This is a genomic window from Qipengyuania sp. (genome assembly GCF_965277845.1).
In the GTDB taxonomy this organism is placed as follows: Bacteria; Pseudomonadota; Alphaproteobacteria; order Sphingomonadales; family Sphingomonadaceae; genus Qipengyuania.
Genome location: NZ_OZ255844.1, coordinates 794,915 through 809,606 on the forward strand (window position 1 = coordinate 794,915; position 14,692 = coordinate 809,606).

At 63.5% G+C, this 14,692-nt stretch carries 14 protein-coding genes, 1 tRNA gene and 1 pseudogene; 5 read left to right on the forward strand and 11 right to left on the reverse strand.

The features are described 5' to 3' along the window. Positions 1-33: 33 nt before the first annotated feature. Positions 34-942, reverse strand: coding sequence for a DUF7146 domain-containing protein (locus tag ACQY4G_RS03885; RefSeq protein WP_153038146.1), 909 nt, complete (start codon positions 940-942; stop codon positions 34-36). A gap of 138 nt (positions 943-1,080) precedes the next feature. On the opposite strand from ACQY4G_RS03885, the gene ACQY4G_RS03890 reads away from it, so the two are divergent. The 3 genes from ACQY4G_RS03890 (at position 1,081) to ACQY4G_RS03900 (ending at position 2,466) form a co-directional block, all read left to right on the forward strand. After that, complete coding sequence (locus ACQY4G_RS03890) at positions 1,081-1,665, forward strand: lytic transglycosylase domain-containing protein (protein ID WP_063506971.1); 585 nt, start codon at positions 1,081-1,083, stop codon at positions 1,663-1,665. A gap of 64 nt (positions 1,666-1,729) precedes the next feature. Then, positions 1,730-2,281 carry a thermonuclease family protein gene (locus ACQY4G_RS03895; RefSeq protein ID WP_197458270.1) on the forward strand — a complete coding sequence of 184 codons (552 nt, stop codon included), beginning with the start codon at positions 1,730-1,732 and terminating at the stop codon, positions 2,279-2,281. Then, positions 2,272-2,466 carry a DUF6961 family protein gene (locus ACQY4G_RS03900; RefSeq protein ID WP_067695924.1) on the forward strand — a complete coding sequence of 65 codons (195 nt, stop codon included), beginning with the start codon at positions 2,272-2,274 and terminating at the stop codon, positions 2,464-2,466. The genes ACQY4G_RS03895 and ACQY4G_RS03900 overlap by 10 nt, the downstream gene beginning before the upstream one ends. Positions 2,467-2,602: 136 nt before the next feature. Here the strand turns inward: ACQY4G_RS03900 and ACQY4G_RS03905 are convergent, their stop codons facing one another. Both ACQY4G_RS03905 and ACQY4G_RS03910 read right to left on the reverse strand, forming a co-directional pair. Continuing rightward, on the reverse strand, positions 2,603-3,826 hold the full coding sequence (locus ACQY4G_RS03905; protein WP_421993152.1) for a tyrosine-type recombinase/integrase: 1,224 nt from the start codon (positions 3,824-3,826) through the stop codon (positions 2,603-2,605). 165 nt (positions 3,827-3,991) lie between these two features. After that, a tRNA-Leu gene (locus ACQY4G_RS03910) sits at positions 3,992-4,078 on the reverse strand. A gap of 173 nt (positions 4,079-4,251) precedes the next feature. Here ACQY4G_RS03910 and ACQY4G_RS03915 point away from each other — a divergent pair. Beyond that, positions 4,252-5,202, forward strand: a complete 951-nt coding sequence (locus tag ACQY4G_RS03915; RefSeq protein WP_421993154.1) for a complex I NDUFA9 subunit family protein — start codon at positions 4,252-4,254, stop codon at positions 5,200-5,202. 1 nt (position 5,203) lies between these two features. On the opposite strand, the gene ACQY4G_RS03920 is transcribed toward ACQY4G_RS03915, so the two are convergent. From ACQY4G_RS03920 to ACQY4G_RS03930, 3 genes are all read right to left on the reverse strand, one after another. Further along, entirely contained in the window at positions 5,204-5,674 is a 471-nt protein-coding gene (locus ACQY4G_RS03920) for an NfeD family protein (protein ID WP_421993156.1), read from the reverse strand. Positions 5,675-5,685: 11 nt separating this feature from the next. Then, positions 5,686-6,693, reverse strand: a complete 1,008-nt coding sequence (locus ACQY4G_RS03925) for an SPFH domain-containing protein (RefSeq protein WP_421993158.1) — start codon at positions 6,691-6,693, stop codon at positions 5,686-5,688. Positions 6,694-6,756: 63 nt separating this feature from the next. Further along, positions 6,757-7,626 carry a dienelactone hydrolase family protein gene (locus ACQY4G_RS03930; RefSeq protein WP_421993160.1) on the reverse strand — a complete coding sequence of 290 codons (870 nt, stop codon included), beginning with the start codon at positions 7,624-7,626 and terminating at the stop codon, positions 6,757-6,759. A gap of 121 nt (positions 7,627-7,747) precedes the next feature. Between ACQY4G_RS03930 and ACQY4G_RS03935 the strand changes: the two genes are divergently transcribed. After that, positions 7,748-9,922: a PQQ-dependent dehydrogenase, methanol/ethanol family gene (locus tag ACQY4G_RS03935; RefSeq protein ID WP_421993162.1), complete on the forward strand. Its 2,175-nt coding sequence runs from the start codon at positions 7,748-7,750 to the stop codon at positions 9,920-9,922. Here the strand turns inward: ACQY4G_RS03935 and purU are convergent. The 5 genes and pseudogenes from purU to ACQY4G_RS03960 all read right to left on the reverse strand — a co-directional run bounded on the left by purU (position 9,923) and on the right by ACQY4G_RS03960 (position 14,677). Next, positions 9,923-10,776 (reverse strand): annotated as a pseudogene (purU, locus tag ACQY4G_RS03940) (formyltetrahydrofolate deformylase). Between the two features lie 73 nt (positions 10,777-10,849). Then, positions 10,850-11,173 carry a hypothetical protein gene (locus ACQY4G_RS03945; protein WP_421993164.1) on the reverse strand — a complete coding sequence of 108 codons (324 nt, stop codon included), beginning with the start codon at positions 11,171-11,173 and terminating at the stop codon, positions 10,850-10,852. Between the two features lies 1 nt (position 11,174). After that, the gene (locus tag ACQY4G_RS03950) at positions 11,175-12,191 is read right to left on the reverse strand and encodes an NAD(P)H-dependent flavin oxidoreductase (RefSeq protein WP_421993166.1); all 1,017 of its coding nucleotides are present in this window, start codon (positions 12,189-12,191) and stop codon (positions 11,175-11,177) included. A 48-nt stretch (positions 12,192-12,239) separates the two neighbouring features. Next, positions 12,240-13,400, reverse strand: a complete 1,161-nt coding sequence (gene purT, locus ACQY4G_RS03955; RefSeq protein WP_291177144.1) for a formate-dependent phosphoribosylglycinamide formyltransferase — start codon at positions 13,398-13,400, stop codon at positions 12,240-12,242. Then, complete coding sequence (locus ACQY4G_RS03960) at positions 13,397-14,677, reverse strand: aspartate kinase (protein WP_291177140.1); 1,281 nt, start codon at positions 14,675-14,677, stop codon at positions 13,397-13,399. The genes purT and ACQY4G_RS03960 overlap by 4 nt, the downstream gene beginning before the upstream one ends. Between the last annotated feature and the right edge of the window lie 15 nt (positions 14,678-14,692).

A 14,692-nucleotide genomic window follows, 5' to 3' on the forward strand; every position in this document is an offset into this window, starting at 1 on the left:
GCCGGATCAGGAATTCGAGAAGCTCTCTCTCCTCTACCGCGCCGCTTTGCGGCGCAGCCATGCTGTAAGTTCATCGTTCCAGTCGGTGTCGCGTGAGGATGGTTTGCGAACGTGGATCGTCCGCCCATCGCGGGCATAAGCGGCCAGGCCACGCGACGCAGCCAGCTCGCCGCCAGCATCGTGATCGACGAAGAGGTGAAGCTCGGTCACGCTCTCAGGCACGCTGACGAGACCGAAGCGCTCATTGCCCAGGGTCGCCCAGACGGGGATGCCGGTAAGAGCATAAGCCGACATTGCGCTCTCGATCCCTTCAGCAAGGCCGAGCAGGCCGGAGGCCGGAGCGAAGAGACGAACAGCAGCTTCACCGAGCGCGCCAAGCGCGCGCTTCGGCTTGTCGAAATCAGCCTTGGCATCGCCCGAAAGGAAAGTGCGATGGATGGCGATCGGCCCCTCGTCGAGGTTGACCGCCGCAATCATCGCCGGCAAAAAGCGGGTTCGTCCTTTCGGACCAAGCGGCGTTCGTGAATGGAAGCGGAGCGCCGGAGATGCGGCAAGGATGCCGCGGCTCTCCAGATATGCCTTTGCCGGGCTGGCACGCAGTGGCTGTGCATCGCGCCAGATCCTCAGCGCTGCCGCCGAGGGTTTGCGCGTTCTGGTCTGCTCGGGACCTTCGGTAGTCGCAGAAGCTGAAAAGAGCGCCGGTGCCTCGAAACCTTCACGCGCCAATGCAGACAATACGCTCTGCTGATCACATCCCGCAAAGCAATGGAAAAGGATAGCCTGTCGACCGAGCGACACACCGAGTGACGGCGTGCGGTCATCATGCGCGGGGCAACAGGCCATGCCCTTTGTGCCGGACCATTTGCCCCCTCGCGATTCGCAAATGCGACGGGCGGTCTCGGCAAGCGACCGGTTGGGATGAGTTTGGACAGACAGGGACATGCGAGCTCCTCAGCATGCAAAGTAGCCCCCTCATCAGCGCTCCTCTCCTCTCCCAAAGGCAGGCGTTCGCCGCTTTCCTACAGGGATATGTTCTATCTATGTTCTCTTTCGATTCGAATCAATGGAGCACAAGTCGAGATGACCTCCCTCAATCGTCTGACTGCGATAGCGGTCGCCTGTCTGGGGATGATCGCGACCTCCTCACAGCAGGTCCGCGCCCAGGATTTCACTTTGTTCGAGCACGCGATCGTTCCACCAAAGACGGACCAGCAGCCGGCAAGGCAATATCTACCTGCAATCTACCAAACAGGGCCAGCAGACGTATCCTACCGGGAAGGCCTGTATATGGCGGCAATAGCCGAGGCCGAGCGCCGTTACGGGCTTCCGACCAATCTGCTTCGTGCTCTCATCTGGGCTGAGTCCCGCTTCAATCCGATGGCTGTGAGTCCAGCCGGTGCTGCCGGGCTTGCTCAGCTTATGCCAGCCACGGCGCGAGAACTGGGCGTCCGGAACCGTCATGACCCTCTTGCATCGATCGACGGTGGCGCCAGGTACCTTCGCGACATGTTGGACCGGTTCGACGCGGTCCACCTGGCCTTGGCTGCTTACAATGCGGGCCCAGGTGCCGTCTCCCGATCACGCGGCATTCCCAACAATGGTGAAACGCCGCAATATGTCCGGTCTGTGTTGGGACGTTGGCAAGCAATTGGTACGTACAATTGACGAAACTACCTGATTTCCGGCTATTGTCTGAAATCATGTGCCGGAATGAAGACGGACAACGCCAGTGAATGAGACCCCCGGTGAGCCGTTCGACTTTCGCAAGGCGTTGAAGGCACAGAAGCGCCGGAAGCTGAGAAAGGAGATCGCGTTGGGTTTGGGAGCATTCGCGATCGTATTTGCTGGAGGGATGCTGGCACTCAACTGGTCAGTCCATGATGCCAGCCTTGCTAACGACGATCAGCAGCCTCAGGCTTTATTCCAGCAAGCAAGCTCCCCACAATTCGACATCTGCGGATCCGTCCGGCGCACATGCGTCGTGGATGGAGATACTTTCTGGCTTGATGGCGTGAAAATCCGGATTGCCGACATCGACACTCCCGAGATCAGCGAGCCTCGTTGCGACTATGAATACCAGCTCGGCATGCGCGCGACGCACCGCCTTGTCGAATTGCTGAATGGCGGGCCCTTTGAACTGAGGACCATCGGTAGCAGAGACGAGGATCAGTACGGTCGCAAATTGCGGGTTGTAACGCGCGGCGGCCGCTCGCTTGGCGATCAGCTGGTCAGCGAAGGCCTGGCGCGAACCTGGACCGGGAGACGTGAACCATGGTGCTGAACCGCGATCAGGAATTGTGGGCCGTCGCGCTCTGGGTCGAAAAGAACCATGGCGGAGAGGGAACCGCGTATATCGCGCAGCAAATCCAGCGGCTATCCAACGAAGGGGACGAGGCTGGCATAGCAACGTGGAAGACTGTTGCTGAACGGTTCGATCAGCTTAGCTGCCAAAGCTCTACGAACTGAGGCTCGGCACGATGCGGAAGTGGCTTAAGGTCTGGGGCATCAGAATTGAGTTCGCCTTGCTCGCGTCAGTGTCCCTGATAGGGCTGGTCCTGAGCCTTCAATCCTGCACTGGCTGAGAAGAAATTCGATCTCCCGATCAACCCTTCGCAAACTTCCCCATGATGACCTTTCCTCCAGTCCGGAGCTCATCGAGGTAGTCGCTCCACCATTGAGCCATCCGCACGCGCTCGTCCCAATGCTTGCCGCGATGGTAGATGCCACGCACAACATTGCTGTCGCCATGTGCCAAGGCACGCTCGATCGCATCAGGATTCCAAAGGCCCGACTCGTTCAGGAATGTCGATGCTGTCGCCCGGAGTCCATGAGCGGTGACTTTTTCCTTCGAGTATCCCATGCGACGGAATGCGGCATTGAGCGTGTTTTCACTCATGGGACGCTTGGAGCTGCGCGCAGATGGGAAAACATATCCTTCGCGGCCGAGCATCTCGGCCAGATCAGTGAGATAGCCTCTAACCTGCTTGGAAAGTGGGACGGCATGCGCTCGGCGCGCTTTCATTTTACCGGCAGGGATCTTCCAGACCCCATCGACGAGGTCGATCTCATGCCATTCGGCGTGCCGGAGTTCGCCGGGGCGTACGAACACATGCGGCGCTATCTGCAAGGCCAACTTCGTCACCATGTAGCCAGTAAAGTCGTCGATTGCGCGCAGCAGCCCACCTAGCTCGGTGGGCTCGAGGATTGCTGCATAATGCGTGGCTCTCGGCGTTACGAGAGCGCCCTTCAGCATACTGGTCGGATCGGATTTGCAGCGGGTGGTAGCAACACCGTAGCGAAACACGCGGCCTGCGAACGACCGACATTTCTTCGCAGTCTCGTGCTTACCGGTGGCTTCCAGCCGTTTGAGGGGAGCCAGAACTTCGAACGGCTCGATCTCGTTGATGGGTCGGTTCCCGATGGCAGGCGCAAGCTTGTCGAGGAAATAGTTGGCCTTGACGATCGTGCCATCGGCGCGGCCGTTCTGGACCATCATCTGTTCAATATACTCACGTGCGACTGCCTCGAACGTCTGTGCAGAAAGGAACTCTGCGCGGATTTTCCGCTTCCGCTTCTCAAAAGCCGGGTCGCCCCCTGAAGCAACAGCTCGTCGCGCCTCGTAGGCCGCGTCTCGCGCTTGCTTGAGGCTGATGTCGGGATAGCTGCCGATGCAGAGCTTCTTTTGCGCGCCGCCGATCCGGTATCGGAATCGCCAAAGTTTGCCGCCGGTCGGCGTGACCTCAACATATAGGCCGCGCTCATCGGTTACCTTGTACGGCTTATCCTTGGGCTTGAGTGCGCGGAGGCGAGTATCTGTCAGCGGCATGTGGGGGCCTTTTCATCTGGGCCTTTGCGAAACGGCCTCAAAAGGCCCACAAAAGTGTCTGGAACCCCCGAGAACAGGCGGGACGATCCGGAACGATCCAAGGGCCAAATCCCTAGGATTTCTGCGGGTTTTATAGATTATTTGGGAGAACGTGAGAAGAACAAATGGTGCCCAGAAGAGGACTCGAACCTCCACGCCCTTGCGAGCGCCGCCACCTGAAGACGGTGCGTCTACCAATTCCGCCATCTGGGCACACTTGTCGCTGGCCGGTCGTCGAAGGCCGGCCGCGGGTAGGGGCGCGCCACTAGCGAAGCACTGCGAGTCCTGTCAACGCCTTTCGCATCTGCCGGAACGCTTGCGGGCAGGCAAGGGTTGAGGCAAGGGGCGCAGCGACGATCTCACCTTCGAGGATACAGGCAATTACCATGGCGAAAAGCGGTGCGTTGGACGGCAAGCTCGTAGTACTGATGGGCGGCAGCGGCTTCATCGGCAATTACGTGGCACAGGCCCTGCTCGAACGCGGCGCGCGTGTGCGTATCGCCAGCCGCAATCCCGAACGCGCCTTCACTCTCAAGCCGCTGGCCAATCTCGGCCAGATGCAATTCGCGCGCTGCGATGCCAGCGACCGCCAGTCGGTCGAGCGCTGTATCGCCGGTGCCGATGCCGTGGTGAATCTGGTCGGCGCGTTCGATGGCGACCTCTACCGCCTGATGGGCGAAGCGCCGGGCTGGATGGCCGAGGCCGCCGCCAAGGAAGGCGCCGAAGCTTTCGTTCACGTCAGCGCGATTGCGGCCGAACCCGACGAAGATACCGAAATCGAGTATGCTGGCGCCAAGAAGATGGGTGAAGAGCGAGTGCTGGCCGCTTTCCCCAAAGCGACAATCCTGCGCCCCAGCATCCTGTTCGGCAAGGATGACAATTTCATCAACATGTTCGCCGGGCTGATTTCGACGCTGCCCGTGCTGCCGGTCTTCGCACCCGATTCGAAGCTACAGATTGTCTATGTCGACGATGTCGCCGAAGCCTCCGTGCGCGCACTGGAGGACCCGGGTACCTTCGGAGGCAAGACTTACGAACTGGGCGGACCGGAAAAGCTGTCGATGATGGAAATCAATCGAGCGATCGCTGCGGCACAGAACCGCAAGCGCACCTTCCTGCCGATGCCCGATGGGCTATCTGCCACCTTCGCCGCGCTTCCCGGCACGCCGATGGGCAGCGACCAGTGGAAGCTGCTGAAACAGGGCAATGTGGTTTCGGGCGAATTCCCCGGTTTCGCCAAGTTCGGGATCGAGCCGAAACCCCTGAGCCTGTTCCTCGAGAAATGGATGGTGCGGTATCGCAAGCACGGCCGCTTCAGCGAACGGCTGCGCTCCTGAGCTAATCCTCCTCGGTGCTGCCGCCCTCTGCGAGTAGCACGACGGGCTCGACCAGCAATTCCGCACCCCGGCTGCCGGTAATGCGCACCCGCGTGCCGGCATCGGCATCGGCACCGCGCGCGATCCACTCGCTGTCGCCGACTTTAACCCGTCCTTCGCCATCGGCAATCGCCTGCGTGACCAGCGCGGTTTCTCCCACCAGCCGGCCCGCGCGGTTGTTGAGCAGCGGGTCGGAGGAGATGATCGGGCGATCGCGCAGCCAGCGCTTGGCCGAAAAGGCGAAGATCATCGACAGCGAAACCCAGGCGATGATCTGCAAGGCCAGCGGCGGCGCGGATACGAAGGCAAGCACGGCAATCGCCAGCGCCGCCATCGCCAGCCAGATCAGATAGACGCCCGGCACGACCATTTCGAGCACGGCCAGCGAAAGGCCGACTATGAGCCAGATCCAGTAGGTGTCGACGCCATCCATATTCGCTATGCCTAGCTGTCGCGCGAACGGGGAACGGTTGGCCGCCGCACGCGCGACGGATCGCGGGTCGGAGGAATCGGGGTTCCGGTATCGACCGTGCCCTCGACATTGTTGAAGGTGCCCTTGACCAGTTCGCCGATCCCGCCGAGCGAGCCAATGAGTTGCGTCGCCTCGACCGGGAAAAGGATGGTCTTGGCGTTGGGGCTATCGGCGAATTTCCCGACTGCCTTGGTGTATTCCTGCGCGACGAAATAGTTGATCGCCTGATTGCCCGAGGAGGCGATGGCGTTGGAAACCATTTCGGTCGCCTTGGCCTCCGCCTCGGCGGCACGTTCGCGCGCTTCGGCGTCGCGGAATTGCGCCTCGCGCTTGCCCTCGGCCTCGAGAATGGCGGATTGCTTGCGCCCCTCGGCACGCAGGATCGAACTGGTCTTATCGCCTTCGGCCTCGAGGATTTCGGCGCGCTTCAAACGTTCGGCCTTCATCTGCCGCGCCATGGCCTCGGAGATGTCGACCGGCGGGCGGATATCCTTAATCTCGACGCGGGTGATCTTGATGCCCCAGGGCGAGGTCGCGTGATCGACCACGCTCAGCAACCGGGCATTGATCTCGTCCCGCTTCGAGAGGGTCTCGTCGAGATCCATCGAGCCCATGACCGTGCGCAGATTGGTGGTGGTCAGCGCGAGGATCGCATTGTGCAGGCCCGACACCTCATAGGCCGCCTTGCCCGCATCGAGCACCTGGAAGAACACCACCGCGTCGACGCCGACCATGGCGTTATCCTTGGTGATGATTTCCTGGCCCGGAATATCGAGCACCTGCTCCATCATGTTGATCTTGTGCCCGACCCGATCGATGAAGGGGATGATCAGGTGGAGCCCCGGCTCGGCCGCCATGGTGAACTTGCCCAGCCGTTCGATCGTATAGACGAAGCCCTGCTTAACCACGCGCACGCCCATCATCAGGAACAGCACGGCCAGCAGGACCAGCAGTATCAGGACTAGCGAACCACCGAGCATTTCGACCCTCCTATGATCTAGGGCATGGTAGCGCGCATGGCGTTGGCGGCAAGCGAAAGCGGATTACAACGCCTCGGCATAGGTCGCCAGCAGCCGCGCCCAGGCACGGTCCGCCTCCGCCTGGTCGTAGGCCGGCGCATCCGGCACGCACCAGCCATGGTCGGCGTCATAGACCTCGATCTCCGCCTCCGCTCCGTTCGCATTCGCAGCTTCGCGGAATTCGGTCTTGGCTTCGGGTTCCTTGGCATCGTCGTCCTGGGCGATGGCGATGAGGTAGTGCGCATCCTCACGCAGCATGCGGTGCGGGCTGGTGTCGCTATCGCGCACAAGGCCGCCGCCGTGGAAGCTCGCCGCGGCCTTCATCCGCGGCACCGCAGCTACGCTCCACACGGTGAATGGGCCGCCCATGCAATAGCCCTGCGTACCGATCCCGCGGGCGCGATCGACGCCGGGCTGCGTATCGAGCCAGGCGGTGGCCGCGCGGGCATCGGCCTGGATCGCTTCGGCATCGAGCTTACGGCGCCATTGGCTCGCCTTCTCCCAGCCCCCGCTGCTGGCGAAACCAGCGAAATCCTCGAACTGCTGGCCGGCAACGTCGCGATAATAGGGATTGGCGACGAAGACCGCATAGCCATCGCCTGCCAGCCGCCGCGCCATCTGCCGCTTCGCCTCGCGAATGCCGCCGATATCGGGCCAGAAGAGAACCAGCGGGCTGCGGGTCCCTGCGGGATGGACGAAGAAGCCGTCCATCGTACCGCCCGGCGCGTCGAAGCCGACCGTCCGCTCGGTCAGCCCGCCGGAAGTCTCGGTCGCTTCCGCTTCGACCCCGACCGGGGCGCAGGCAGCAACGCCCGCCGCCATTGCGCCGCCGCCGAAGGCCCTGCGCGTCAGTTTCGCGTTGGCCCAGCGAGCCAGATCCTGTTCGTCGCACATCGCTCGTCTCTCCACTCACCCTGTCGGCTACGATCCTTGCAGCACGCAGCCATATGGACAAGCCCAAGCAGGCGCGTCAGGGTAGGTTGCGAAGAGCGACGCAAATGTCGCCGGGGAGAGTATGATGCGAGGGATCGGTTGGGCGGCGCTGGCCGCGCTTGGGTTTTCCGGGGCGCTGGCCGGATGCAACATGGCGACGGGCGAAAACGCCGAAGGCGGGATCGACAATGTCCGGCTGGTCAATGCGGGCGAGGATCCGGCCAATTGGATCACGCACGGCAAGACCTATTCGGAACAGCGCTATTCCCCGCTCGACCAGGTCAGCCGCGAGACGGTCGGCGAGCTCGGTCTCGCCTGGTTCGCCGACATGGACACGGCCCGCGGACAGGAAGCAACCCCGCTGGTGATGGACGGCAAGCTTTATGTCACCAGCGCGTGGAGCAAGGTCTTCGCCTTCGATGCCGCGACCGGCGAGCCGCTGTGGAGCTACGACCCGCAGGTGCCCGGCGAAACCGGTGTGAAAGTGTGCTGCGACGTCGTCAATCGCGGCCTTGCCGCCTGGGGGAACCGCCTGTTCCTCGGCACGCTCGACGGCAGGCTCGTGGCGCTGGATCGCGATAGCGGCGAGGTGATCTGGGAGAAGGTGACGGTCGACCAGTCGCAGAGCTATTCGATCACCGGCGCGCCCCGCGTGATCGACGGCAAGGTGCTGATCGGCAATGGCGGCGCGGAATTCGGCGTGCGCGGCTATATTGCCGCCTATGATGCCGGGGACGGCGACGAGTTGTGGCGGTTCTACACCGTGCCGGGCGATGAGGGCGAGGACGCTCCCGACTATCTGAAAGCGGCCGCCGAGACCTGGAGCGGCGATGTGCTGACCGGCGATAGCGGGATCGGGGGCGGCGGGACCGTGTGGGATTCGATGGCCTACGATCCCGAGCTCGACCTGCTCTATTTCGGCGTCGGCAACGGTAGCCCGTGGAACCGCGCCTATCGCAGCCCCGGCCCCGACGGGACGGGCGAAGGCGACAATCTCTACCTCTCCAGCATCGTCGCGATCCGTCCCGACACCGGCGAATATGTCTGGCATTACCAGACCACGCCGGGCGAGACCTGGGACTACACCGCCACGCAGCACATCGTCCTTGCCGACATGGAGATCGACGGGCGGACACGGCAGGTGCTGATGCAGGCGCCCAAGAACGGGTTCTTCTACGTGCTCGACCGCGCGACCGGCGAATTCATCAGTGCCGAGCCCTATATTCCGCTCAACTGGGCGACGGGAATGGACGAAAACGGTCGCCCGATCGAAAATCCCGAAACGCGCGTGGATGTGACTGGAGAGCCGGCACTTGTGATGCCCGGCCCTCTGGGTGGTCACAACTGGCACCCCATGGCGTATCACCCGGGCGAGAAGCTGGTCTACATACCCGCCTTCGAAGCGGCGATGCTCTATGCTCCGCAATCGGACTGGAAGCCCGACCGCCAGCGCGGCTTCAACATCGGCTTCGACATGGGTGCCGGCGACCTGCCGCCCGACATGGGTTTCCGCCGCGAAGTTCAGGGCACGATCAAAGGCAAGCTGCTGGCCTGGGACCCGGTCAACCAGGAGGCCAAGTGGACGGTCGAGCATCCCGGACCGTGGAACGGCGGCGTGCTGGCGACCGGCGGCGGCCTGGTGTTCCAGGGCAATTCGGGCAGCGAATTCTCCGCTTACGACAGCTCGACCGGCGAGAAATTGTGGAGCTTCGCCGCGCAAACCGGCGTCGTCGCACCGCCGATCACCTACACCGTGAACGGCGAGCAATATGTCGCCGTCCTCGCCGGCTGGGGCGGCGCCTTCGCAATCACTGCCGACGGTACGCTGATCGACCAGATGCATCCGGTGCGCAACATCAGCCGCCTGCTCGTATTCAGGCTCGGCGGCGAGGCCGCGCTTCCGGCCGAGCCGGCACTTGCGGCAGCCCCGCTCGATCCTCCGCCGAGCCGTGCGAGCGCCGCCACGATAGAGCTGGGGCGCGAGAAATACGCGCGCTACTGCTCGGTCTGCCATGCACCAGGCGCAGTGGGTTCGACCGTGCTGCCCGACCTGCGCCGCTCGGGCGCGCTCGACAACCGGCAGGCCTGGCAGCAGATCGTCCATGACGGCGCGCTGCAGGACAATGGCATGGCCAGCTTCAAGGGGTCTTTGACGCCCGCGGAGATCGAGGCCATCCGCGCCTATGTGATCAAGCGCGCGAACGAAGACAGGGACATGGAAAACGCCCGCGCGGCCAATCGCGTCGCACGGCGCTGATCAGCCGCGGAAGACCACCGTGCGCTGGCCGTTGAGGAGCACACGCTCCTCGAGGTGAAGCCGGACTGCCTCGGCCAGCACGCGGCTTTCGATATCGCGGCCCTTGCGCACCAGCTCGTCGGGCGTATCGGCGTGGCCGATACTTTCCGCATCCTGATGGATGATCGGCCCCTCGTCGAGGTCGGCGGTGACGTAATGCGCGCTCGCGCCGATCATCTTGACCCCGCGCTCATAAGCCTGGTGGTAGGGCTTGGCACCCTTGAACCCCGGCAGGAAACTGTGGTGGATGTTGATGCACCGCCCGGCGAAATGGGCGGCCTGCTCGTCCGATAGTATCTGCATGTAACGCGCCAGCACGATCAGCTCGGCATCGGTCTCCTCGGCTATAGCCCTCACCTGCGCTTCCTGCTGCGCCTTGGTCTCGCGCGTGATCGGCAGATGGTGGAAAGGGATATCGCCCAGATACGTATGTTCGATCGCCTCGCGCGGGTGGTTGGAGATGATCGCGACCGGCTCCATCGGCAGCTCACCGATACGCCAGCGATAGAGCAGGTCGGCGAGGCAATGGTCGAACCTGCTGACCATTATCAGCACGCGGCGCGGCCGGTCGCGCAGGGCGAGCTTCCACCGCATGCCGTATTCTTCCGCAACCACGGCGAAATCGGCCCGGATGGCGTCTCGCGGCGTGGCCCCGGGATCGAATTCGACGCGCATGAAGAAGGCGTGCTCTCCCGGTCGTTGAACTGCTGCGCTTCGAGGATATTGCCGCCACGCTCGAAGAGGAAGGTCGTTACCCGCGCGGTAATGCCCGGACGATCGGTACAGGACAGCGTCAGGACCAGCGGTGGTGCCATGGCCGCCTCATGTCTCTCCCGCCCCCGCCTGCGCAAGTGCAAACCCGCTTGGGTTGCTGCAATGCGTTCTTGGTCAGTCGATTTCGAACACGACCTTGCGCATGCCCGCTTCGCCCAGCGCGGCTTCGACGACCGCTTTCTCGGCCGGATCGAGCTTCGTCTCGCAGCTCACGACATGCGCCACGGGGGCGAGCATCTCGAAGCCGCCTCGCCGCAATATCTTGCGGATCGCACGGACGATGGTGTCCTCAAGGTAGCGCGGATGCGCGACGATAGACTCTGCGGAGGAGAAGCCGAATTCGGCGGGCTGGTCGGCGAAATTCCGCGTCGTACGATGGGTTACCTGCACTCGATCCCGATAGATAGCGACATCGAGGTCCAGCCGATGGATCACCATTTCAGCGGCGCGCGAGCGCCTCCTCGCTTTGTCCGAGCAGCTTCTCGATGATCGCCGCGACCGGCTCCTCTTCCTTGAGCATACCGACCGACTGGCCGGCCATCAGGCTGCCGTTCTCGACATCGCCATCGATCACCGCGCGGCGTAGCGCGCCTGCCCAGTAATGTTCGATCTGCAATTGCGCCTCGTTCATCGCGATCTCCTCGCGGTCCAGAACGCCAGCGACCTCGATCTGTTTCCGGGTGAATTCCTCGGTGCCCTTGTTCTTGAGCGCGCGCACCGGGATCACCGGGAGGCGCGGGTCGACCTGGACGCTGGCGATCGCATCGCGCGCCGATGCGCGGAAGAAGGCCTTCTTGAAAGCGGGGTGAGCGATGCTCTCCTGCGCGCAGGCGAAACGCGTGCCGAGCTGAACTCCTGCGGCGCCCATTTCGAGATAGCCGGCAATCGCCTGACCGCGCCCGATACCGCCGGCAACGAAGATCAGGTGATCCTCGGCCAGTTCGGGGAGCATTTCCTGTGCCAGCACGCTGGTCGAGACGGGACCGATATGGCCGCCCGCTTCCATGCCCTCGATCACCAGCGCATCGGCGCCTGAGCGGAGCAGCTTCTTGGCCAATGCCAGTGTGGGGGCGAAACAGATGACCTTCGCCGGATTCTCGCCGCCCTTGATCGCCTCGACACTGCCCTTGGGCGGAATGCCGCCGGCGAGCACGACATGCCCGACGCCGTGCTTCTCGCACACTGCAATCAGCTCGAACAGGTCGGGATGCATGGTGATAAGGTTCACGCCGAAGGGCTTGTCGGTCAGCTTCTTCGTCTCGGCGATCTCGGTGTCGAGCAGCTCGGGCGTCATCGCGCCGCAGGCGATCACGCCGAAGCCGCCCGCATTGGAGATTGCCGAGACGAGATTGCGTTCCGAAACCCAGCTCATCGCGCCGCACAGGATCGCGGTGCGGGTGCCGAGGAAATCTGCGCCGCGCTGCATCAGGCGGGCGGTCTTGGGATAGTCGCTCATCCGCAGGGCGCTTAAGCCCGGCTCGCCCTCTCGGCAAGCGGCGATAGATCAATCGCCATAGACGATCCGTACCTTGTGCGCGGCATCGCGGGCCTTTCGCCGGGCCTCATCGGTATCGCCTGCGGTTGCCAGCGCCACGCCCATGCGGCGGTAGGGGCGGCTGGTCGGCTTGGCGAAGATGCGCAAATCGGCGCCCTCGGCCATGGCTTCGGCGAGGCATTCGTAGGACAGGCTAGCGCTGTCGCGTTCGGCAAGGATCACCGCGCTGGCAGCCGGGCGTGCGCGCAGCTCTGCAGGGATCGGCAGGCCCATGACTGCGCGGGCGTGGAGGTCGAATTCGGTGAGATTCTGGCTCACCAGCGTGACCATGCCGGTATCGTGCGGGCGCGGCGAAAGCTCGGAGAAGATCACCTCTTCGCCCTTCACGAAGAATTCGACGCCGAACAGGCCGTAACCGCCCAGATCGTCGACCACGGTCTTCGCCATGTCCTGCGCTTTCGCGACCGCGGCATCGGTCATGGGCGTCGGCTGCCAGCTTTCCTGATAGTCGCCGCGCTCCTGCCGGTGACCTATCGGCGGGCAGAAGCTGATGCCGTCCTTGTGGCGCACGGTCAGCAGCGTGATCTCGTAGTCGAAATCGACGAATTGCTCGACGATCACCCGCTGCCGGTCGCCGCGCATATTGGCACAGGCGTAATCCCACGCCTCTTCGAGCCCGGCCTCGTCGCGCACGGTCGACTGCCCCTTGCCCGAGGACGACATGACCGGCTTGATCACGCAGGGCAGCCCCGTGTGCTGCGCGGCGGCCTTCACCTCTTCCAGGTTCTTGGCGTAGCGATATTTCGAGGTGACGAGGCCCAGCTCGTTAGCCGCGAGGTCCCTGATCGCATCGCGGTTCATGGTCAGCTGCGCCGCGCGCGCGGAAGGAACGACGCTGAACCCCTCGTCCTCCAGTTCGGCCAGCACCGAAGTGCGGATCGCCTCGATCTCGGGCACGATATAGTCGGGCCGGTGCTTCTCCACAGCTTCGCGCAGCTTCTCGCCATCGAGCATCGAGAACACCTCGCGCGCATCGGCCAGCTGCATCGCGGGCGCATCGTCATAGGCATCGCAGGCCACGACATAGGCCCCCAGCCGTTTGGCCGAAATAACGAATTCGCGCCCCAGCTCGCCCGAGCCGAGCAGGAGAATCTTCGCAGTGTGGCTCATGCAGCCTCGTCTGCCGCATCCAGGCCATACGCCGTGTGCAGCACGCGCACCGCGAGTTCGGTCTCGTCCTCGTCGATCAGCACGCTGACCTTGATCTCGCTGGTGGTGATCGCCTGGATGTTGATTCCGCGGTCGGCCAGCGCCTGGAACATCGTGCTTGCGACACCCGCGTGGCTCTTCATGCCCACACCGACCACGGATATCTTGGCGATCTGACTGTCGGTGATCAGCCGGTTGAAGCCGATGTCCTCGCGCTTGTCCTCGAGCAGTGCCTGCGCGCGGGCGAGGTCGGCCTGCGGGACGGTGAAGGTCACGTCGGTCTCGCCTTTGTCGCGGCCGACGTTCTGGATGATCATGTCGACATTGATGCCAGCCTTGGCCAGCGGGTCGAAGATATGCGCCACCGCGCCGGGCTTGTCGGGCACGCGGGTGAGGATCACCTTGGCCTCGTTCTTGTCGTGCGCGATGCCGGTCACGTGCTGGCGTTCCATGTCGCCCTTCTCCACCAGTTCGTTCATTTCTTCCTCCGACACGATCATCGTGCCGGGGTGTTCGTCCGCGGGGATGGCATCCTCGCCGACGAAGCTGGAGAGGACCTGCACGCGCACGCCCTCTTTCATCGCCAGGCCCACCGAGCGCGTCTGGAGCACCTTGGCCCCCACGCTCGCGAGCTCGAGCATTTCCTCGTAGGTCACCGCCCTCTGCTTCTTCGCCTTGGCGACGATACGCGGGTCGGTGGTGTAGACGCCGTCGACATCGGTGTAGATGTCGCAGCGATCCGCCTTGACCGCTGCGGCCACGGCGACCGCCGATGTGTCCGAGCCGCCCCGGCCTAGCGTGGTCACGCGCCCGTCGGAAGCGCGCCCCTGGAAGCCCGGGATCACCGCAATCTCGCCGCGCTGCATGCTGGCGACCAGCTCGTCGGCATCGATGCTCTCGATGCGTGCCTTGGCATGGGATTCGATCGTGTTGACGGGCAGTTGCCAGCCGAGCCAGCTGCGCGCCTTGCAGCCCAGCGATTGCAGCGTGAGCGCCAGCAACCCGCTGGTCACCTGCTCGCCGCTGGCGACGACCACGTCGTATTCGGCCGGGTCGTATAGCGCATTGGCCTCGCGGCAGAAATTGACCAGCCGATCGGTTTCGCCCGCCATGGCCGACACCACTACCGCGACCTCGTGCCCGCGTGCGGCCTGCTTGCGCACGATATTTGCGACGCGCCGGATACGCTCGGTCCCCGCCATGGAGGTGCCGCCGAATTTCATCACGATGCGGGCCAAGCGCGTTTGTCTCCG

Bases quoted from the DNA above. Each gene is read 5' to 3' on its own strand.
- ACQY4G_RS03885 (WP_153038146.1), bottom strand. From the start codon at position 942: ATGTCCCTGTCTGTCCAAACTCATCCCAACCGGTCGCTTGCCGAGACC.
- ACQY4G_RS03890 (WP_063506971.1), top strand. From the start codon at position 1,081: ATGACCTCCCTCAATCGTCTGACTGCGATAGCGGTCGCCTGTCTGGGG.
- ACQY4G_RS03900 (WP_067695924.1), top strand. From the start codon at position 2,272: ATGGTGCTGAACCGCGATCAGGAATTGTGGGCCGTCGCGCTCTGGGTC.
- ACQY4G_RS03905 (WP_421993152.1), bottom strand. From the start codon at position 3,826: ATGCCGCTGACAGATACTCGCCTCCGCGCACTCAAGCCCAAGGATAAG.
- ACQY4G_RS03915 (WP_421993154.1), top strand. From the start codon at position 4,252: ATGGCGAAAAGCGGTGCGTTGGACGGCAAGCTCGTAGTACTGATGGGC.
- ACQY4G_RS03920 (WP_421993156.1), bottom strand. From the start codon at position 5,674: ATGGATGGCGTCGACACCTACTGGATCTGGCTCATAGTCGGCCTTTCG.
- ACQY4G_RS03925 (WP_421993158.1), bottom strand. From the start codon at position 6,693: ATGCTCGGTGGTTCGCTAGTCCTGATACTGCTGGTCCTGCTGGCCGTG.
- ACQY4G_RS03930 (WP_421993160.1), bottom strand. From the start codon at position 7,626: ATGTGCGACGAACAGGATCTGGCTCGCTGGGCCAACGCGAAACTGACG.
- ACQY4G_RS03935 (WP_421993162.1), top strand. From the start codon at position 7,748: ATGATGCGAGGGATCGGTTGGGCGGCGCTGGCCGCGCTTGGGTTTTCC.
- ACQY4G_RS03945 (WP_421993164.1), bottom strand. From the start codon at position 11,173: ATGGTGATCCATCGGCTGGACCTCGATGTCGCTATCTATCGGGATCGA.
- ACQY4G_RS03950 (WP_421993166.1), bottom strand. From the start codon at position 12,191: ATGAGCGACTATCCCAAGACCGCCCGCCTGATGCAGCGCGGCGCAGAT.
- purT (WP_291177144.1), bottom strand. From the start codon at position 13,400: ATGAGCCACACTGCGAAGATTCTCCTGCTCGGCTCGGGCGAGCTGGGG.